Origin of the sequence: Pseudoruegeria aquimaris (assembly GCF_900172235.1) — a bacterium.
Classification (GTDB): Bacteria; Pseudomonadota; Alphaproteobacteria; order Rhodobacterales; family Rhodobacteraceae; genus Pseudoruegeria; species Pseudoruegeria aquimaris.
The window spans coordinates 101,887-120,515 of record NZ_FWFQ01000004.1; the positions used below are offsets into that span (position 1 = coordinate 101,887).

13 protein-coding genes are annotated in these 18,629 nt (G+C 68.3%); 7 read left to right on the top strand and 6 right to left on the bottom strand.

Annotation, left to right across the window (positions count from 1 at the left end; translation table 11 throughout):
• Positions 1-23 precede the first annotated feature (23 nt).
• Positions 24-401 carry a RidA family protein gene (locus tag PSA7680_RS04435; protein WP_085867452.1) on the top strand — a complete coding sequence of 126 codons (378 nt, stop codon included), beginning with the start codon at positions 24-26 and terminating at the stop codon, positions 399-401.
• Between the two features lie 78 nt (positions 402-479).
• Positions 480-1,421 (top strand): EamA family transporter RarD, encoded by a 942-nt coding sequence (gene rarD, locus PSA7680_RS04440; protein WP_085867453.1) that lies wholly within the window; start codon positions 480-482, stop codon positions 1,419-1,421.
• Here rarD and PSA7680_RS04445 read toward each other — a convergent pair.
• The gene (locus tag PSA7680_RS04445; protein ID WP_085867454.1) at positions 1,361-1,936 is read right to left on the bottom strand and encodes an LOG family protein; all 576 of its coding nucleotides are present in this window, start codon (positions 1,934-1,936) and stop codon (positions 1,361-1,363) included. The genes rarD and PSA7680_RS04445 overlap by 61 nt on opposite strands.
• A gap of 219 nt (positions 1,937-2,155) precedes the next feature.
• Between PSA7680_RS04445 and PSA7680_RS18920 the strand changes: the two genes are divergently transcribed.
• Complete coding sequence (locus PSA7680_RS18920) at positions 2,156-3,880, top strand: LysM peptidoglycan-binding domain-containing protein (RefSeq protein ID WP_085867455.1); 1,725 nt, start codon at positions 2,156-2,158, stop codon at positions 3,878-3,880.
• Positions 3,881-4,029: 149 nt separating this feature from the next.
• Positions 4,030-5,862 carry an ABCB family ABC transporter ATP-binding protein/permease gene (locus PSA7680_RS04455; RefSeq protein ID WP_085867456.1) on the top strand — a complete coding sequence of 611 codons (1,833 nt, stop codon included), beginning with the start codon at positions 4,030-4,032 and terminating at the stop codon, positions 5,860-5,862.
• Between the two features lie 310 nt (positions 5,863-6,172).
• Here the strand turns inward: PSA7680_RS04455 and PSA7680_RS04460 are convergent, their stop codons facing one another.
• The gene (locus PSA7680_RS04460; protein ID WP_085867457.1) at positions 6,173-9,853 is read right to left on the bottom strand and encodes an efflux RND transporter permease subunit; all 3,681 of its coding nucleotides are present in this window, start codon (positions 9,851-9,853) and stop codon (positions 6,173-6,175) included.
• A gap of 1 nt (position 9,854) precedes the next feature.
• A complete protein-coding gene (locus PSA7680_RS04465) occupies positions 9,855-11,033 on the bottom strand; it encodes an efflux RND transporter periplasmic adaptor subunit (protein ID WP_085867458.1) in 1,179 nt (392 codons plus the stop codon).
• Between the two features lie 262 nt (positions 11,034-11,295).
• Between PSA7680_RS04465 and PSA7680_RS04470 the strand changes: the two genes are divergently transcribed.
• From PSA7680_RS04470 to der, 3 genes are all read left to right on the top strand, one after another.
• On the top strand, positions 11,296-11,949 hold the full coding sequence (locus PSA7680_RS04470) for a tetratricopeptide repeat protein (RefSeq protein ID WP_085867459.1): 654 nt from the start codon (positions 11,296-11,298) through the stop codon (positions 11,947-11,949).
• Between the two features lie 77 nt (positions 11,950-12,026).
• A complete protein-coding gene (locus tag PSA7680_RS04475) occupies positions 12,027-13,337 on the top strand; it encodes a PQQ-like beta-propeller repeat protein (RefSeq protein ID WP_085867460.1) in 1,311 nt (436 codons plus the stop codon).
• A gap of 48 nt (positions 13,338-13,385) precedes the next feature.
• Positions 13,386-14,861 (top strand): ribosome biogenesis GTPase Der, encoded by a 1,476-nt coding sequence (der, locus tag PSA7680_RS04480; protein WP_085867461.1) that lies wholly within the window; start codon positions 13,386-13,388, stop codon positions 14,859-14,861.
• A gap of 143 nt (positions 14,862-15,004) precedes the next feature.
• Here the strand turns inward: der and PSA7680_RS04485 are convergent, their stop codons facing one another.
• The 3 genes from PSA7680_RS04485 to pyrC form a co-directional block, all read right to left on the bottom strand.
• The gene (locus tag PSA7680_RS04485) at positions 15,005-16,498 is read right to left on the bottom strand and encodes a replicative DNA helicase (protein ID WP_085867462.1); all 1,494 of its coding nucleotides are present in this window, start codon (positions 16,496-16,498) and stop codon (positions 15,005-15,007) included.
• 317 nt (positions 16,499-16,815) lie between these two features.
• Complete coding sequence (locus tag PSA7680_RS04490; RefSeq protein WP_085867463.1) at positions 16,816-17,490, bottom strand: orotate phosphoribosyltransferase; 675 nt, start codon at positions 17,488-17,490, stop codon at positions 16,816-16,818.
• Between the two features lie 93 nt (positions 17,491-17,583).
• The gene (pyrC, locus tag PSA7680_RS04495; protein WP_085867464.1) at positions 17,584-18,624 is read right to left on the bottom strand and encodes a dihydroorotase; all 1,041 of its coding nucleotides are present in this window, start codon (positions 18,622-18,624) and stop codon (positions 17,584-17,586) included.
• Positions 18,625-18,629: the final 5 nt, after the last annotated feature.

An 18,629-nucleotide genomic window follows, 5' to 3' on the forward strand; every position in this document is an offset into this window, starting at 1 on the left:
GCAGTTCAACCGAGACCGAAACCATGCGCAAACATATCTCCCAAGGCTCCCCCTTCGAGGCCGCCATCGGCTACAGCCGCGCGGTGGTGGAGGGCGACTGGATCTTCGTCGCCGGCACCACCGGCTTTGACTACGCCACCATGGAGATCGCGGAAGACCCGGCCGCGCAGGCCGCGCAGGCGCTGAAGAACATCGGCTGGGCGCTCGGTCAGGCCGGTGCCAGCCTCGATGACGTGGTGCGCGTGCGCTACATCCTGCCCAACGGCGATGATTTCGAGCCCTGCTGGCCGGCCCTGCGCTCCGCCTTCGCCACGGCGAAGCCGGCGGCGACGATGATCGTGGCCGGGCTGGCCGATCCGCGCATGAAGATCGAGATCGAGGTGACGGCCCGCAAGCGTTGATCAGGTGCTGATCCGGCGCTTGCCAAGGCACGGCGCTTGTGCGCAGGTGGCTGGCAGGTATCGGGAAAGGCAGGCGCGATGACGGAAGCCCGCAAAGGGGTCTTGGCGATGGTGGCGGCCTGCTCCATCTGGGGGCTCTCGGCGCTCTACTACCGCCTGCTCAACCACGTGCCGCCGCTGGAAGTGCTCTCGCACCGCACGCTCTGGTCGCTCGTGTTCTTCGGCCTCGTGCTGCTGGTGCAGGGGCGGCTGCGCGAGGTGGGGGCGCTGCTGGGCGGCGGGCGGCAGCTGGCCTACGTGGCGCTGGCGAGCCTGATGATCTCGGCGAACTGGTTCCTGTTCATCCTTTCGATCCAGATCGGCCGCGCGGTGGAGAGCAGCCTTGGCTACTACATCTTCCCGCTGGTGGCGGTGCTGATGGGGGCGGGGATCTTCGGTGAACGGCTGAGCCGGGCGCAATGGGGGGCCGTGGCGCTGGCGGCGCTGGCCGTGTTGGGCCTGACTCTGGGCCTCGGGGTCGCGCCGTGGATCTCGCTCGCGCTGGCGGTGACCTTCGCGCTCTACGGCGTCATCAAGAAGAGCCTGCGGGCCGGGCCGGTCGTCTCGGTCACCGCCGAGGTCATCCTGCTTGCCCCGCTGGCGCTCGTCTGGCTCTGGGGCGTTCATGTGCTGGGCTGGGAGGGGCTGACGGGGCGCAACGTGGCCGCCTTCGGCCAGAGCTGGCGCGAAAGCCTGCTGCTGGCCTGCGCCGGGCCGATCACGGCCGGGCCGCTGATCCTGTTCTCCTATGCCTCGCGCCGCATCCCGCTCTCGACGCTGGGCCTCGTGCAATACCTGAACCCGACGCTGCAGTTCCTCGTGGCCGTTCTGGTGCTGGGCGAGCCCTTCACCCGCTGGCACGCGCTGGCCTTCCCGATGATCTGGGCGGCGCTGGCGCTCTACAGCCTGGACGCCCTGCGTCAGGACAGGGCGCTGCGCAGGGCGGAGACCAGCGCGGGCACGTCGTCGAACATGCGGTAGAAATCGCGCAAGGAGTCATCGGCGAAACCTTCCGCGATCACGTGATCCATCAGCCCGGAGAGCGGCGCCCAGTAGTCGGCGGTGTTCAGGAAGAAGATCGGCTTCTCGTGCAGGCCGAGCTGGCGCCAGGTGAGCACTTCGAAGAACTCGTCCAGCGAGCCGGCCCCGCCGGGCAGCACCACGATGGCGTCGGAGTTCATGTACATGACCTTCTTGCGCTCGTGCATGTTCTCGGTGACGACGAAGCGCGTGAGATCGCGCTTGCCGACTTCCCACTCCAGCAGGTGGGTGGGGATGACGCCGAAGGTCTCGCCGCCGGCGCGCTGGGTGGCGGTGGCCACGGCGCCCATCAGCCCCACGTCGCCGGCGCCGTAGACGAGCCGCCAGCCGTTGGCCGCGATCTCGCCGCCCAGGGCGCGGGCGTCGGCTTCGTAGGCGGCCAGCCGCCCCTTGCGCGAGCCGCAGTAGACGCAGACGGAGCGCTTCGGTTCGGCGGGATGTGTCGAATTGGCCATGAATTCAATTCTTTCGCTGCCATTGCCTTGGCCCCTGATAACCGGCTTTGCTAGGCTGGTGCAACGCGCTCCTGCTGCTGGAGTGTCACTTGGGGAATACGGAATATGGCAAGCTCGTCCTTCGCTGGTCTGAGCGGCGGCATCCTCGCTGGTGCTGCCGTGGCCGTGGTTTTGGCCGCCGGCGGATATTTTTTCTATCGATCGCAACAGGAAACACCGGTGCAGGAGGCGGCGCTGCCGGTGCAGGCTCCCGCCCCGCAAGGCCCGGCGGAGGCGCCCGGCGAAGGGGAGACGCGCGCCACGGAAGCCGCGCCGCGGGCAACAGAGCCCGAGCGGCAATCCGCTACCGAGGAGAACGGACCAACAGCGCCGGCGCTGGCCGCCCCGCAGGCGGATGAAACCGCCGCCGCCCCGGCTGCCGCGCCTGCGCCCGAGGCCTCGGAGGCGGCTGAAGCCGCAGTGGCGAAGGAAGCCGAACCCGCCGTAGCCGTTGCCGAGGAAACCACGCCTGAAGAGACTGCGCGCGCGGAGACCGGGGCCGAAGCCGCTGCGCCGACCGGAGGCGACAGTGCCGCCGAGGGCGCTGCGCAGGTGCAGGATGTCGCCGAGGCCACAGAGGCCACAGAGGCTACGGAGGCCACCGAAGCGGCAGAGGCCGCGGATGCCGCCGCGCCCGAAGCCGAAGCAGCCCCCGCACCGCAGCCGCCCACCTTCGACGTGGTGCGCGTCGATGCCGAGGGCAACGCGCTGGTGGCCGGGGCCGGCAGCCCCAACGCCGATATCGCCGTTCTGCTGGACCGCGCCGAGATCGCCACGACCGCTGCCGACACGCAGGGCAAGTTCGTGGCGCTGTTCACCGTCGAGCCCAGCCCGCAACCGCGGGTGGTGTCGCTCGTGATGACGACGAACGGCCTGCGGATCGGCTCTTCCGAAAGCGTGATCATCGAGCCGGTGGCGCTGCCCGTCGCCGAAGCCGAAACCGCCGCCCCGGAACCCGCCACCGAAACGGTGAAGCCTGAGGCCGAAGCCGCGGTGGAGCCTGAAGCAGCCGAGACCGCCGAGGCCGAACCTGCCCCGGCGGCCCCGGCGCTGCCCGAAACAGGCGAGGCGGCGGCCGCCGCACCGGCGCCGAAACCCGCCCCGCGCGTGCTGCTGGCGGACCAGACCGGCGTGCGGGTGTTGCAGGACGCCAAGGGCGCGGAAGCGCTGAGCATCGATGCCGTGGGCTATACCGCCACGGGCGAGGTGCGCATCTCGGGCCGGGGCAAGTCCGGCCAGACGGTGCGGCTCTACCTCGACACCCGCGCCGTGGCCGATGCGGCCGTGCAGGAGGGCGGGCAATGGGCCGCCGTGCTCACCAGGATCGCGCCCGGCATCTACAGGCTGCGCGCCGACGAGATCGGGGCCGGTGGCAAGGTGAGCGCCCGCACCGAGATCCCCTTCAAGCGCGAAAGCGCCGAGGTTCTGGCCGAGGCGCTCGGCACCGGCACCGGCGCGGCTGCCCCGGCGCCGGCGGAAAAGCCCGAAACGCAAACCGCCGCGTCCTCGCAGGCACCGGCCGCCGAAGCGACAGGAACCGAAGCCACCGGGGCCGAGGTGGCCACGGCGGAGGCTGGGGCGACCGGACCGTCCGGGGCGACCGCAACGTCCGGTGAGGCGGAAGCCGCGCCGGTGGCGGAGGCGGGCGAGGCTCCTGCTGCCGCGCCGGCGGCGCAGGGCGACGCCGTGCAGCTGGCCGAAGCGGCCCCGCAGCAGGAGGCCGCAGCCGAGGCCGCGTCGGGGCCCGTCATCGTCACCGTCCAACCCGGTTTCACCCTCTGGGGCATTGCCTCGCAGACCTACGGCGACGGCCTGCTCTACGTGAAGGTCTTCGAGGCCAATGCCGACCAGATCCGCGACCCGGACCTGATCTACCCCGGCCAGGTCTTCACCGTGCCGGAATAGGCCCGCGCGGCGGGTCTTTTCCGGGCCTGAAGCGGGCCTGCACAGTGCCGCACAGGTGCCGTGCAAAAACCATTGGGGCCCCGGGCTGGCGGTTTGCCGCCCGGGGCCCTAAGCTGCCGCGTCCGTAAGAATTCTGCGAAAGCCAGCCCATGCGCCGCCTGACCCCGACGTCCACCGCCCTCGACTCCGATCACCGCGTGAGCGGCTGGCGCACGATCCGCAAGGTCGCGCCCTACCTCTGGCCGCAGGGCGAGGCCTGGGTGAAGCGCCGGGTGGTGGCGGCTCTGGCGATCCTTTTTCTCGCCAAGCTGATCGCCGTCACGACGCCGTTCTTCTACAAGGCCGCCGTGGATGCGCTGGCGCAGGACGGGGCCACGACGCCGGCCTGGATGCTGGCCACGGGCGCGGTGGGGCTGACAATCGCCTACGGGCTGGCGCGGCTGATGAACGTGGGTTTCCAGCAGTTGCGCGACGTGGTGTTCGCCCGCGTCGGCCAGCGCGCCCTGCGCAAGCTGGCGCTGGAGACCTTCACCCATATCCACCGGCTTTCGATGCGCTACCACATCACCCGCAAGACCGGGGGGCTGTCGCGCATCATCGAGCGCGGCGTGAAGGGCGTGGAGTTCCTGCTGCGCTTCCTGCTGTTCTCCATCGGGCCGCTGGTGCTGGAACTGCTGATGATCTCTGTGATCCTGTGGTGGGTCTTCGACATCTGGTATCTGGTGGTGGTCGCGCTCACCATCGGCGCCTACGTCTGGTTCACCTTCGCGGTGACGGAATGGCGCGTGCGCATCCGCAAGGAGATGAACGATCAAGACACCGATGCCAACCAGAAGGCGATCGACAGCCTGCTGAACTTCGAGACCGTCAAGTATTTCGGGGCCGAGGGCCGCGAGGCGGCGCGCTACGACGTGGCCATGGCGGGCTACGAGAAGGCCGCCCTGAAGACGAGCTATTCGCTGGCCTTCCTGAACTTCGGCCAGAGCCTGCTGATCACCTCCGGCCTCGTGGCCGTCATGGTGATGGCGGCGCTCGGGGTGCAGGACGGCAGCCTCACCGTGGGCGATTTCGTCATGGTCAACGCCTACATGATCCAGATCACCATGCCGCTCAATTTCCTCGGCACCGTCTACCGCGAGATCCGGCAGGCGCTGGTGGACATGGGCGAGATGTTCGATCTGCTGGAGCAGCCCGCCGAGGTGCAGGACAAGCCCGGCGCACCGGCGCTGAAGGTGGAGGGCGGCGAGATCGTCTTCGATGCGGTGGAATTCGGCTATGTGCCCGAGCGGCCGATCCTGAAGGGCATCTCGCTCACCGTGGGTGCGGGGGAGACGGTGGCCATCGTCGGGCCGTCGGGCTCCGGCAAATCCACCATCGGACGGCTTCTCTTCCGCTTCTACGACGTCTCCGCCGGCGCGCTGCGCATCGACGGGCAGGATGTGCGCGACGTGACACAGGAAAGCCTGCACGGCCAGATCGGGGTGGTGCCGCAGGACACGGTGCTGTTCAACGACACGATCTACTACAACATCGCCTACGGCCGCCCCTCGGCCAGCCGCGAGGAGGTGGAGGCCGCCGCCCGCGCCGCGCGCATCCACGACTTCATCGAAAGCCTGCCCGAGGGCTACGAGACCGCCGTCGGCGAGCGCGGACTCAAGCTGTCGGGCGGTGAGAAACAGCGCGTGGGCATCGCGCGCACCCTGCTGAAGAACCCGCCGATCCTGCTGCTGGACGAGGCCACCTCGGCGCTTGATACCGACACCGAGCGCGACATCCAGGAATCCCTGCGCGAGATGGGGCAGGGCCGCACGGTGATCACCATCGCCCACCGTCTCTCCACCGTCGTGGACGCCGACCGCATCGTGGTGCTGGAGGACGGGGTGATCGTGGAGCAGGGCCGGCATGAAGAGTTGGTCGCGGCGGAGGGGCGCTATGCCCGGATGTGGCAACGCCAGCTCGCCGAGGAAGAGCAGGCCGCCTGAGGCGGCCCGGACGGCAAGGCGGGGGCTCTGCCCCCGCACCCCCCGAGGTATTTGAGGCGAGAGGAATGGGCGGCGGCGCCGGATAGGGGCCGCTTCGCATGAATTGGCGCGCGCGCCGGTGGCGAGGCGGGGGCGCTGCCCCCGCGCCCCCGAGGTATTTGGGGCGAGAGGAAAGGGAGGGAGCACCGGAGGCTGGCCGCTACGCACGAGTACGGTCGTGGTGGTGGCAGGGCGGGGGCCGGATGGCGGTGGGTTCGCATGAAAAAAGGGCCGCGTCGGCGGCCCTTTCTTTCTTGTTGCCTGCCGATGTCTACTCGGCGGCGCGCAGCGGCGGTTCCGGGGTTTCGTCGTCCGGCTTTTCCGTGCCGTCGCGCGCTTCCGGGTCCGGCCTGGTGTCGGGCTTTTCGTCGGGCCTCGCCTCGGCCGCCGGTTGCTCGGCCCGGGCCGCCTGTGCCGTCGCGGGCTGCGCGGGGGCTTCGGTCGCGGGGATCTCGGCATCGTCCCAGATGATCTCGGGGGCCTTGATCTTGCGGCTGGCCTTGTTGAGCGCGAGGTCGCGGGCGGCCTGGCTGTCGCGGCCCATGGACAATGCCTTGAGGCGGACCAGCGAGGAATAGGCGCCGGTGCGGGCCCAGACGCGCAGGGCGAGCAGGGAGGGGGTGACGACGAGCGTCAGCACCGTGGCGATGCCCAGGCCGAAGACCACGGCCGTGGCCAGCTGCTTCCACCAGAGCGCGGTGGGGCTGTCGATCGTGTAGCCGCCGTTCAGGAAGTCCAGCGACAGGCCGAACATCATCGGCGCGAGGCCGGCCATGGTGGTGATCGTCGTCAGCAGCACCGGGCGGATCCGATCCTGGGCCGTGCGCGCGATCGCCTCGAGCTGGGGCATGTAGCGCGAATACTCCTGGTAGGTGTCGATCAGCACGATGTTGTTGTTCACCACGATCCCGGCGAGCGCCACGATCCCGGTGCCCGTCATGATGATCGAGAAGCTCTGGTCCATCACCATCATGCCGATGAAGACGCCGGTCGTGGACAGGACCACGGCCAGCAGCACCAGCACCGAGTTGTAGAAGCTGTTGAACTGGGCCAGCAGGATGATGAACATCAGGGCGAGCGCCCCGGCGAAGGCCTTCGCGAGGAAGGCACCGGATTCGGCCTGGTCCTCGTTGTCGCCTGTCCATTCCCATTCCACGCCGTCCGGGAAGTCGGCCTCGGTTTCCAGCCACTCGGTGAGCGCTGCGATCCGTTCGGTGGGGGTGATCGGCTGGCCGGCCTCGTTGGTCATGCCCGAGGCCACGCCCGCCTTCACGTCGTAGTAGCGGGATTTGTCCACGCGGTCGATCTGGGCGAGCTTGGCCACCGGTTCGCGGGTGATGAAGTTGGACAGCGGCACCAGCCCGTCCGCCGTGCGCACGCGCAGGGTGTCGAGGGTGGAGAGCACGCGGTCTTCCTCGGGCAGGCGGACCCGGATCTCGATCTCCTCGTCCGAGGAATCCACGCGCATGGTGTCGAGCAGGATGCCGCGGGTGACGAGCTGGACCATGCCGCCCACGGTGGCCACGTCGGCGCCGTAGCGGCCGGCCTTGCGCACGTCGACGGAAATCTCCCAGTCGATGCCGGGCAGGGGCAGCGTGTCCTCGATGTCGGTCAGGGCGGGGGTTTCCTCGAACTTCCGGCGCACCATGAGCGCGGCCTGTTCGATGGTTTCCAGGTCATCGCCCTTGAGGCGCAGGTGCACGGGCTTTGCCGAGGCCGGGCCGTTGGACAGCTCCAGGATCTCGGTCTTCACCGCCGGCACCTCGGCAAGCTTCTTCTCGAGCGCTTCGAGCACGCGGTCGCCGTCGAGTTCGGGGATGTCCTTGCGGTCTTCCCAGGGCACCATCTCGATCTGGATCTGGCCGATGGTGTCGCGCGGGGGCTGCGCGCCGCCGGTGTTGTTGTCCAGCCCGCCGTTGCCGGCGAAGGCGAAGGCGCTCTGGATGCCGGGCGTCTGCAGCACCACCTCTTCCACGGCCCGCACCGCGGCGTCCTTCTCTTCGAGCGAGAGGTTGCCGCGCTGGCGGACGTAGACGATGGCCTGTTCCGGCTCCGTCTCCACGAAGAATTCGACGCCGTTGTTGTTCTGGCCGAAGGTCGTGAACACGGCCATCACGAAGGCGACGACCCCGACGATGGTCAGCAGCGGCATCACCGGGTTGCCGGAGATGAAGCGGATCACCCAGCCGAAGGGGCTGCGGCGGAAACCGGCGCGGATCTTCTTCGGCTTGCGTTGCAGCTTGGCGGCGTCCAGCGTGATGGAGGAGAGCATCCCGCCCACCAGCATCATCAGGCCGCCGGGCAGCCAGGCAAGGCCGCCGGGCAGCGGGCTTTCACCGCCGAAGATGTAGCCGGGGTTGATGAGTTGCAGCCCGGCGAGGAAAACGAGGTAGAGCGAGGGCACCACCAGCAGCGCGCGCACGATCCACGGCAGCGGCTTCAGGGCGGTGGCGGCGCGCTCCAGCTGGCGCGAGGTGCGCCCGGCCACGCCGCCCACGACGGGCAGGTAGACCAGCGCCACCACCAGCGAGGCCGAAAGCACGTAGATCAGAGTCACCGGCAGCATGCCCATGAACTCGCCCGGCACGCCGGGCCAGAACAGCATCGGCAGGAAGGCGCAGAGCGTTGTCGCGGTGGAGGAGACGATGGGCCAGAACATGCGCTTGGCGGCATCGGTGAAGGCATGCATCGGGCCGACGCCCTCGGAGATGCGCTTGTCGGCGTATTCCACCACAACGATGGCGCCGTCCACCAGCATCCCCACCGCGAGGATGAGGCCGAACATCACCATGTTGGAAATGGTGATCCCGGTGGCGGCCAGAATGGCGAAACACAGCAGGAAGGAGGTGGGGATGGCGAAACCCACGAGCAGGGCGGAGCGGGTGCCGAGGCTGCCCAGGATCACGATCATCACCAGCGCCACGGCGGTGAGCACGGAGCCCTCCAGCTGGCTCACCATCGAGCCCACCTGTACGGACTGGTCGTTGGAGACGCCGACGTTGATCGCGTCCTGAAGCTCCTGCGGCCACTTGGCGCGCTCGGCCTCCACGGTCTCCTGCACCAGCTTGGCGGTGTCGATCACCGGGTAGCCCTTGCGCTTGGTCACCTGCAGGGCGATCGTGGTTTCGCCGTTGAAACGGGCGGTGCCTTCGCGATCCTCGAAGGTGAGGTTGATCTCGGCAAGGTCGCCCAGCGTCACCACGCGGTCGCCGTTCGTCTTGACCGGCAGGTTGTAGACGTCCTGCGGCTCGTCGAAGGAGGAGGGAATCTTCACGGCGAAGGCCCCCGTCGGGGTCTCGACCTCGCCGGCGGCGATCAGCTGGTTGTTGTTGATCACCACGTTGATCAGCTCGGCGGCCGTCACGTTGTAGGCTTCCAGCCGCAGCGGATCGATGATGACTTCGAGCATCTCGTCGCGCTGGCCCGCGATCCCGGCTTCCAGAACCGGATCAAGGGCTTCGAGGCTTTCCTGAAGGTCCTTGGCGACGCGCAGCAGGGTGCGTTCCGGCACTTCGCCGGAGAGGTTCACGATGATGATCGGGAAGGCGGAGAAGTTGATCTCGTTGATCGAGTATTTCTCGGCGCCGGCGGGGAAATCGGCCTCGACCGTGTTCATCCGGTCGCGCACGTCGGCGATGATCTTCGTCTTGTCCCAGCCGAACTCGAATTCGAGCGCAACGCCTGCGTAGCCTTCGGCGGCGGTGGAGGACATCTTGTCGAGCCCGTCCAGATCGGACAGTTCCGTCTCCATCGGGCGCACGAGCAGCTTCTCGGCGTCGGCGGCGGAAATGCCGGGGAAGGGGACGGAGATGAAGAGCGCCGGGATCTCGATGTCCGGCTCACCTTCCTTGGGAAGGCTCACGTAGGCCGCGCCGCCGGCCACCACCGACAGCACGATGAAGGCCAGGATCATGCGCGCGCGCGCGGCGGCCCAGTCGATGATGCCGGTCATCTCACGAGGCTCCTTCGTAGGTGACTTTCAGCGGCACGCCGTCCACCACGTATTCCTGCCCCGACACGATCACCTCGACCGTTTCGGGCAGGCCGGTGAGCCAGACGCCGTCCACGCTGTCGCGCAGCACCTGCACCGGCAGGAAGCCCGCCACGTCGCCTTCCTCCACGATGCGAACGCCCAGTGTGCCCTCGTCGTCCAGCGTCAGGGCCGATTGCGGCAGCAGATGCGCGGCGGCGCCCTCGGCGGCCACGGCGATCTCTGCGGTCTGGCCGTCGCGGATGCGCAGGTCCGGGTTGGGCACGGTGACTTCGACGCGGAAGGTGCGGGTCAGCGGATCGGCGGAGCGGGAGATGAAGGTCACCTTGCCGGTGATTTCCATCCCGCTGGCCAGACGTGCGCCGGCCATGGCGCCGAGCTCCACCTTGTCGACCTGGGTTTCCGGCACGAAGCCGACGAGCTTGATCGGATCGAGCTGGATCACCGTCGCGCAGACGCCGCCGGCCTGAAGCAGGCTGCCCAGTTCGGCAGCGTCGCTTTCCAGCAACCCTTCGAAGGGGGCGGTGACATGCAGGCGTTCGATGTCTTTCTTGGCGGCCTTCACCGCGGCTTCGGCGGATTGCAGCGCCGCGCGCGCCGAGGCGGCGCGGGTTTCGGCGGCATAGCCGCTTTCGGCCAGCTTGGAGGCGGCGGTGTAGTTGATCTGGGCTTCGATGAGCCGGGCTTCGGCCTCGGCCAGCGTGGCTTCGCGGGTGCCGATGTCGATCTCGCAGAGCAGTTGGCCCTTCTCAACGAAGGTCCCCTTGCGCAGCGGCTCCGAAATCACCTGCCCGGAGGTCTCGGCCCGCACTTCCACCTGGCGCAGGGCCTCGGTCTGGCCGCGCAGCAGCACGGCGTTGTCCACCGTGCGGGCGGTGGATTTCAGCGCCACGACGGAGATCGGCGGGTGTTTGGTGCCTGCCTCGGCCTCCGCTGTCTTTGCCTGCTGGGCGATCGTCTGCACCTGCGCGGGCGCTTCGGCCTGCGCGGCTTCCGCCGCATCGCCGGCCTCGGCAGTTGTGGCCTCCTGTGCGGTGACGGGGCCGCCCGTGGCGAAGGCGACGAGGCGGTCGCGCTCCAGGATTGCCATGTAAAGAACGCCCACAACGGTCAGGGCCATCAAAATAGAAACCGGTCTCATAGTGTCCTCTTCCGCGCCCCTCTGAGAATTCGCGCGCTTTATCGGGGTCAGGTAGGGGCGCCGTGGGTGGAAGTAAACCATCGATGCCGAAAATTCTGAACTGACCGGTTCAATTCTAGGGACTGTTGCCCGAAAGGCAAGGGTGTCGGGGGGCTTGTGCGCGGGCAGGCGGCACCGGCGGGCCTTGGCAGCCCGTGGGTAACGCGGTAAGACACCGGGAAAGACATCGCCGCGGGCGGTGCGATGATACGTGGAGGCCCCATTGAGCAACGTTGACAATTTCATCGACGAGGTGACCGAAGAAGTGCGCCGCGAGCAGTTGCTGCGGATGATGCGGCGCTATGGCTGGATCGCGATCCTCCTGGCGGTGATGATCGTTGTCGGGGCGGCCACGAACGAGTTTCTCAAGGCGCAGGAACGCGCGCGGGCGCAGGCGCTCGGAGATGCGATGCTGAACGCCGTCGAGTCCTCGCAGGATCCGGCGGAGCGCGCCGAGGCACTGGCCGCGATCGCGGCCGAGGGCGATGCGAAGGCCGTCGTCGATCTGCAGGCCGCCGCGGCCCGACTGAACGCCGAGCAACCCGGTGAGGCCACGGGCCTGCTGGAGAGCATCGCGAAAGGGGGCAGCGCCGGGCTGCTCTACCAGCAACTGGCGCAGTTCAAGGCGCTGCTGATCGCCACCGACATGCCCGCCGCCGAGCGCCGCGCCGGTTTCGAGGCGCTGGCCACGCCGGGCGCGCCGTTCCGCCTGCTCGCAGAGGAGCAGATCGCGCTGATCGAGGCGGAGACCGGCGACACCGAGGCCGCCATCATCCGGCTGCAGGCGCTTCTGGAAGACAACGAGGCCAGCGCGGGCTTGCGCCGGCGGGCTTCGCAGTTGATTGTGGCGCTTGGGGGCGAGCTGAGCGCCGCCTGACAGGATGCGAGCCGGCCGTGCCCTGGGCACCGGGCCGGAGACAGAGCAAGAGACCAGACCCGGAGGGGCGCGCGAGTATGAAACGTCACCTGATCTGCGCTTTCGGCGCCGCAGCGCTGCTGGCGGCCTGTTCCGAACCCGAAGTGATCCTGCCCGGCGAGCGGCTCGATCTGCGCGCCGAGGATCCGGCCCTGGCCGCAGCCCAGGAGGGCAATCGCGCCGCGCCGATCTCGCTGCCGGCCGTGAGCCAGACCGCGAGCTGGACGCATCGCGCCGGCAACGCCACGCACCGGATGCCGCATCTCGCCCTGCGCAGCCAGCTGGCGCCCGTCTTCGCCGCCGACATCGGCAAGGGCAACAGCCGCCGCAACCGCATCACCGCCGATCCGGTGGTGTCCAACAACCGCATCTTCACGATGGATTCGGAATCGCGCGTCACCGCCACCGGGACAGGCGGCGCGCAGTTGTGGTCCACCCAGCTCTCCACCGGGCGGGACCGGGCCAGCGAAGTCTCCGGCGGCGGGCTCGCCGTGAGCAGCAACATTCTCGTCGCCTCCACCAGCTTCGGGCGCCTCGTGGCGCTGGATGCCGCCACCGGCGGGCGGATCTGGGAGCAGCGGCTCGACACGCAACTCTCCGGCCCGCCGACGATCCACGACAACATCGTCTATGCCAGCACGCGGGATTCCCGTGGCTGGGCCATCGATCTGGCCAAGGGCAAGATCCTCTGGGAGATCCAGGGCGCACCCGGCGGTGCCGGCGTGGCCGGTGGCGCGTCGCCTGCCGTCAACGGCGAACTGGCCGTCTTCCCGCTCGGCGGCAGCGAGATCCTCGCCACCTTCCCCAAGGGCGGGGTGCGGCTGTGGTCGTCCTCCGTTTCGGGGCAGCGCGCGGGCCAGGTCTATGCCCTGACGCAGGACATCACCGGCGATCCGGTGATCGACGGCGGCCGCATCTACGTGGGCAACCAGTCCGGGCGGCTGGTGGCGCTGAACACCGCCACCGGTGAGCGCATCTGGACGGCGCGGGAAGGCAGCTACGGCCCGGTCTGGCCGGTGGCGGGCTCGGTCTTCCTCGTCAGCGACCAGGCTGAACTGGTGCGGCTGGACGCGAACACCGGCGAGCGGATCTGGGGCGTGAAACTGCCCTATTTCAAGAAGGAAATCGCCTCCAAGCGGCAGGGTGTCTATGCCCATTACGGGCCGATCCTCGCCGGCGGTCGGCTGATCGTGGCCTCGTCGGACGGGTTCATCCGCTCCTTCAGCCCGGAAAGCGGCCAGCTGCTGTCGTCGGTCGAGATCCCCGGCGGGGCAACGGCGCATCCGGCCGTGGCCGGGGGCACGCTCTACGTCGTCTCCTCGAAGGGCAAACTTCTCGCTTTCCGTTGAGCGAGCTTTGCTGTAGAGGGGCGGCTTGATCTTTCCGGGAGTCGTCTCATGAGTTTCACGCTGGCCATCGTAGGCCGTCCGAATGTCGGCAAATCCACGCTGTTCAACCGGCTGGTCGGCAAGCGGCTGGCGCTGGTGGACGATCAGCCCGGCGTCACCCGCGATTTGCGCGAGGGCGAGGCCAAGCTGGGCGATCTGCGTTTCACGGTGATCGACACGGCGGGGCTGGAAGAGGCCACCGACGACAGCCTCCAGGGCCGGATGCGCCGCCTTACGGAGCGCGCGGTCGAGATGGCCGACGTCTGCCTCTTCATGATCGACGCCCGCACCGGGGTTCTGCCCGCGGACGAGGTATTCGCCGACATCCTGCGCAAGAAGAACGCCCATGTGCTGCTCGCCGCCAACAAGGGCGAGGGCAGGGCCGCCGATGCCGGGGTGATCGAGGCTTATGCGCTGGGGCTGGGCGAGCCGCTGCGGATCTCGGCGGAGCATGGCGAGGGCATGGGCGATCTGCTGGCCGCGCTGATGCCGATCGCCGACGAATTCGCCGCGCGGGAAGCCGAATACACGCCCGACACCGACGTGACTCTCGCCGAAGGCGAGGCGGACGCGGGCGAGGACATCGACGCCGAAGCGCGGATCACGCCGCAGAAGCCGCTTCAGGTGGCCGTGGTCGGCCGCCCCAACGCCGGCAAATCCACCCTCATCAACCGCATCATCGGCGAAGAGCGCCTGCTGACCGGCCCCGAGGCCGGGATCACGCGGGATTCGATCTCGCTGCGCACCACCTGGAACGGCACGCCGATGCGGATCTTCGACACCGCCGGGATGCGCAAGAAGGCCAAGGTGCAGGAGAAGCTCGAAAAGCTCTCCGTCTCCGACGGCCTGCGGGCGGTGAAATTCGCCGAGGTCGTGGTGGTGCTCCTGGACGTGGAAATCCCCTTCGAACAGCAGGATCTGCGCATCGCCGATCTGGCCGAGCGCGAGGGGCGCGCCGTGGTGATCGCCGCCAACAAATGGGATGCGGAGCCGGAGAAGCAGGAGAAGCTGCGCGAGCTGAAGGCCAATTTCGAACGTCTCCTGCCGCAGCTGCGCGGCGCGCCGCTTGTCACGGTTTCGGCCAAGACGGGCAAGGGGCTCGACCGCCTGCACGCCGCCATCCTGCGCGCCCACGAGGTGTGGAACCGCCGCGTCTCCACCGCGCGGCTGAACCGCTGGCTCGGTGAAATGGTCGAGGCGCACCCGCCGCCCGCGCCCTCGGGGCGCCGGATCAAGCTGCGCTACATGACCCAGGCCAAGACCCGGCCGCCGGGCTTCGTGGTGATGTGTTCCAACCCGGAGAAACTGTCCGACAGCTATTCGCGCTACCTGATCAACGGGCTGCGCGACAGCTTCGACATGCCGGGTACGCCGATCCGGCTGCACATGCGCAGCCAGGCCGACGCGAACCCCTACAAGAACCGCAAGAAATCGACGCCCTCGCGGCTGCGCAAGCACCTGGGCAAGAAGCCCCACGGGGAGTGACTATTCGCCGGCCGCGGGCGCGGCCGGCGATGCCTCCGGCAGGGATATTTGCGGAACAAAGTAGAAGGCCCGGCGCGGATGCGGCGGGCCTTCTTCTTGTGCGGGGTTTTGCGCCAATGTTCATGCGGCGGTGAGGCGGGGCCTCAGTATTCCTCGATGCCGCCCTGCTGCCAGGATTGGGCGAGGTTGCCGAAGCGGGTGAAGCGGCCTTCGAAGGAGAGGGCGACCGAGCCGATGGGGCCGTGGCGCTGCTTGCCGATGATCACCTCGGCCTTGCCATGCAGCTGCTCCATCTCCTCCTGCCATTTCGCCATGGCTTCGAGGTTGTCGTCGCCGGGCTTTTCCCGTTCCTTGTAGTATTCGCCGCGGTAGACGAACATCACCACGTCGGCATCCTGTTCGATCGAGCCGGATTCCCGCAGGTCGGACAGCTGCGGGCGCTTGTCTTCGCGGCTTTCCACCGAGCGCGACAGCTGCGAGAGCGCGATCACGGGGATGTCCAGCTCCTTGGCGATGGCCTTGAGGCCCTGCGTGATCTCGGAGACCTCGTTGACCCGGCTGTCCTTGGCGGAGGCCGGGCGGACGAGCTGGAGGTAGTCCACGAAGAGCGCGTCCAGCCCGCAGGTGCGTTTCAGGCGGCGAGCGCGCGCGGCCAGCTGCGAGATCGGCAGCGCGGGCGTGTCGTCGATGTAGAGCGGGCAGGCTTCAAGCTCCTTGGCGGCTTCCACGAGGCGGCGGAACTCTTCTTCCGTCATGTCACCGGAGCGCAGACGGTGGCTGTCCACGCTGGCGGCGTCGGCGAGGATCCGCGACGCGAGCTGTTCGGCGCTCATCTCGAGCGAGTAGAAGCCCACGACGCCGCCTTCGACGGCGCCCTCGGTGCCATCGGGGCGGATGCCCTTGCGGTAGGCGCGGGCGATGTTGAAGGCGATGTTGGTGGCGAGCGAGGTTTTGCCCATGGAGGGGCGGCCGGCGAGGATCAGCAGGTCTGAGCGGTGCAGGCCGCCGAGCTTGGCATCCATGTCGATCAGCCCGGTGGAGACGCCCGACAGGCCGCCGTCGCGCTGGTAGGCCTCGTTGGCCACGTCCACGGCCGTTTTCAGGGCGCTCAGGAAGCTCTGGAAGCCGCTTTCGCTCTGGCCCTGTTCGGCCAGCGCGTAGAGCGCCTGCTCGGCCTCGACGATCTGTTCCTTGGGCTCGCTGGTCACGTCCACGCGCTTGGCGCGGTCGGTGATTTCGCGGCCGATGTCCATCAGCTTCCGCCGGATCGCCAGATCGTAGATCATCTGCGCGTAGTCGCGCGCGGCGAAGGAAGAGATGGCGGCGCCGGCGAGCCGGACGAGATAGGCCGGCCCGCCGAGTTCCTTCAGCCCCTCGTCATCCTCCATGAACGCCTTCAGCGTCACCGGAGAGGCAAGGTTGTTCTTCGCGATCCGGGCCGCGGCGATCTCGTAGATGCGCGCGTGCACCGGCTCGTAGAAGTGCTGCGGTTTGATGATCGAGGCGACCCTGTCGTAGATGTCGTTGTTGGTCAGGATCGCGCCGAGGAGTTGCTGCTCGGCCTCGATGTTATGGGGCAGGGTCTCTTCCGGACTCTCGCCTGCTTGCCCCGGTTGGAACGGTGCGACTTCGTTCATTCTGCTCCCCACTTGCCCGTTGCCGGCCTTTCTGGCCCAGCCCGGGTTTCAGATCAATCTGGATATCCTGTGGATAGGTTGTGGATGCCCGTCATACCACAAAATGTAGCTGAAGGCGCCCCTCGACCCATCCGTATTTCGGGGCAGCCCTGATGACCTTCCCGTGATTTACTTTCCGGCTCCCGTCAGGTGAACGCCCGTTTCCGCTGCGCGCAGCCGGCGCCGGGCGCCGAATCGTGGCCTCCGTCATGGCCCTGTTCGCGGGCCTGATCTTCGGCCTGAGTCGTGGCCTGAGTCGTGGCCTGGGCCGTGGCCGATCAGCTGCGGGCGTCCTGCCATTCGCGCGGCGCGTTCAGGAAGGCCTCGACCTCGGCGAGCGTCTCGGCATCGAAGGCACCGCGGGCGCGGGCCTCGGCCAGCACGTCCCACCAGGTGCAGAGGTAGTGCAGCTTCACGCCGTGATCGCCCAGCGTCTTCTCGGTTTCCTTGAAGATGTCGTAGTAGAAGATCACCGCCGTGTGGCCGCAGGTGGCGCCGGTTTCGCGGATGGCGTCCACGAAGGAGAGCTTGGAGCCGCCGTCGGTGGTGAGATCCTCCACCAGCAGCACGCGCTGGCCCTCGGTCATCACCCCTTCGATGCGGGCGTTGCGGCCGTAGCCCTTGGGCTTCTTGCGCACGTAGGTCATCGGCAGGCCGAGGCGCTCGGCCACGAGGGCGGCGAAGGGGATGCCCGCGGTTTCGCCGCCGGCAACGTTGTCGAAGGCTTCGAAGCCCGCCTCGCGCATCACGGTGCAGGCCATGAAATCCATCATCGCGGCGCGCACGCGCGGATGGGAGATCGGGGTGCGGCAGTCGATGTAGGTGGGCGAGGGCTTGCCGCTGGCGAGCGTGAAGGGCTCGCGCGCGTTGAAATGCACGGCGTTTATGTCCAGCAGCATGCCGGCCGTCATGCGGGCGATGTCTTCCTTGGCGGGAAAGGAGGTCGGGATCATGGGGCAGCTCCGGTGGGTCGGTTTGGGGCCATGGTCTGGCGGGGTGGGGTGCCGCGGTGGCGGCGCAGCGGGGTGTGGGCGCTCGGGCAGCGGTCAGGCGGTGACGTGCCAGAGCAGCGGATGGCCCGGATCAAACAGGGTGACGGGGCCGTCTCCGGTGGCGAGTTTCTCGGGATAGGGGACGGGATCGCCCTTGGTGAGGGTGATCGTGGTTTCGTTGGGCGGCAGCCCGTAGAAGGCCGGCCCATTGAGCGAGGCGAAGGCTTCGAGCCTGTCCAGCGCGCCCTCTTCCTCGAAGACATGGGCGAGGCAGCTCATGGTGTTGGTGGCGGAAAAGACCCCGGCGCAGCCGCAGGCGCTTTCCTTGTTGGGGTCGGTGTGCGGCGCGCTGTCGGTGCCGAGGAAGAAGCGCGCCTCGCCCGATGTGGCGGCGTCGCGCAGCGCGAGCCTGTGCTCTTCGCGCTTGGCCACGGGCAGGCAGTAGTAGTGCGGTTTGATCCCGCCCACGAGGATGTGGTTGCGGTTGATCATCAGGTGATGCGTGGTGATCGTCGCGCCCAGGTCGTCGCCCTGGCTGCGGGCGTAGTCCACGCCGTCTTTCGTGGTGATGTGCTCCATCACCACGCGCAGGCCGGGGGTGGCGCGGCGGATCGGATCGAGCACGCGGTCGATGAAGACGGCCTCGCGGTCGAAGATGTCGATCTCGGGATCGGTCACCTCGCCATGCACGCAGAGCGGCATGCCGATCTCGGCCATCCTCTCCAGCACGGCGCGCACCTTGTCGAAATCACGCACACCGGAGGCGGAATTGGTGGTGGCGCCCGCCGGATAGAGTTTCACCCCCGTCACCAGCCCGCTCGCGTGGGCGGCGGCCACGTCGTCCGGGTCGGTCTCCTCGGTGAGGTAGAGCATCATCAGCGGGGTGAACGCCATGCCTTCGGGCAGGGCTTTGAGAATGCGGGCCTTGTAGGCCTCGGCGTCGCGGCTCGTGACCACCGGCGGCACGAGGTTGGGCATGATGATGGCGCGGCCGAAATGGCGGGCGGATTCGGGCAGGACGGCCTGCAGCATCGCGCCGTCGCGCAGGTGCAGGTGCCAGTCGTCGGGGCGGCGGATCGTGAGGGTGCTGGTCATGGGGC

What these genes read in the sequence shown, in the direction of transcription:
- PSA7680_RS04445 (WP_085867454.1), bottom strand. Translation starts at nt 1,936, where the DNA reads ATGGCCAATTCGACACATCCCGCCGAACCGAAGCGCTCCGTCTGCGTC.
- PSA7680_RS04485 (WP_085867462.1), bottom strand. Translation starts at nt 16,498, where the DNA reads ATGAACGAAGTCGCACCGTTCCAACCGGGGCAAGCAGGCGAGAGTCCG.
- PSA7680_RS04465 (WP_085867458.1), bottom strand. Translation starts at nt 11,033, where the DNA reads ATGAGACCGGTTTCTATTTTGATGGCCCTGACCGTTGTGGGCGTTCTT.
- rarD (WP_085867453.1), top strand. Translation starts at nt 480, where the DNA reads ATGACGGAAGCCCGCAAAGGGGTCTTGGCGATGGTGGCGGCCTGCTCC.
- PSA7680_RS04460 (WP_085867457.1), bottom strand. Translation starts at nt 9,853, where the DNA reads ATGACCGGCATCATCGACTGGGCCGCCGCGCGCGCGCGCATGATCCTG.
- PSA7680_RS04475 (WP_085867460.1), top strand. Translation starts at nt 12,027, where the DNA reads ATGAAACGTCACCTGATCTGCGCTTTCGGCGCCGCAGCGCTGCTGGCG.
- pyrC (WP_085867464.1), bottom strand. Translation starts at nt 18,624, where the DNA reads ATGACCAGCACCCTCACGATCCGCCGCCCCGACGACTGGCACCTGCAC.
- PSA7680_RS04490 (WP_085867463.1), bottom strand. Translation starts at nt 17,490, where the DNA reads ATGATCCCGACCTCCTTTCCCGCCAAGGAAGACATCGCCCGCATGACG.
- der (WP_085867461.1), top strand. Translation starts at nt 13,386, where the DNA reads ATGAGTTTCACGCTGGCCATCGTAGGCCGTCCGAATGTCGGCAAATCC.
- PSA7680_RS04455 (WP_085867456.1), top strand. Translation starts at nt 4,030, where the DNA reads ATGCGCCGCCTGACCCCGACGTCCACCGCCCTCGACTCCGATCACCGC.
- PSA7680_RS04435 (WP_085867452.1), top strand. Translation starts at nt 24, where the DNA reads ATGCGCAAACATATCTCCCAAGGCTCCCCCTTCGAGGCCGCCATCGGC.